This is a genomic window from Paraburkholderia sp. SIMBA_054 (assembly GCF_046534875.1).
GTDB lineage: Bacteria > Pseudomonadota > Gammaproteobacteria > Burkholderiales > Burkholderiaceae > Paraburkholderia > Paraburkholderia hospita.
Map to the genome: position 1 here is coordinate 1 of NZ_JAWRXV010001638.1, position 239 is coordinate 239.

A 239-nucleotide genomic window follows, 5' to 3' on the forward strand; every position below is an offset into this window, starting at 1 on the left:
GCTGGAACTGCTGGCCCTGCGCTGTAGCGGCGGCTGAGATTTCGCTCTGGACTCCGGCTAGGATTTCGTGAACCTGACGACCGTAGGCGACCGCCTTTTCCGCCGCGGGCTGGGAAAGACTCGCTTGCAGTGCGAGCAGCTCACCCGGGTTGCCGCCCGACATGGCTTTAGTGACATTTTCGTGGTTTTGGACGATAGCCGCTTTACTAACCTGCAGATTCAACGCGACCAGCTTTTCG

At 59.4% G+C, this 239-nt stretch carries 1 protein-coding gene; it reads right to left on the reverse strand.

Annotated features, from left to right (window positions below; genetic code table 11):
• A partial coding sequence (gene phaP / locus SB822_RS60635; RefSeq protein WP_410859592.1) for a TIGR01841 family phasin occupies positions 1–239 on the reverse strand: 239 nt, incomplete at both ends.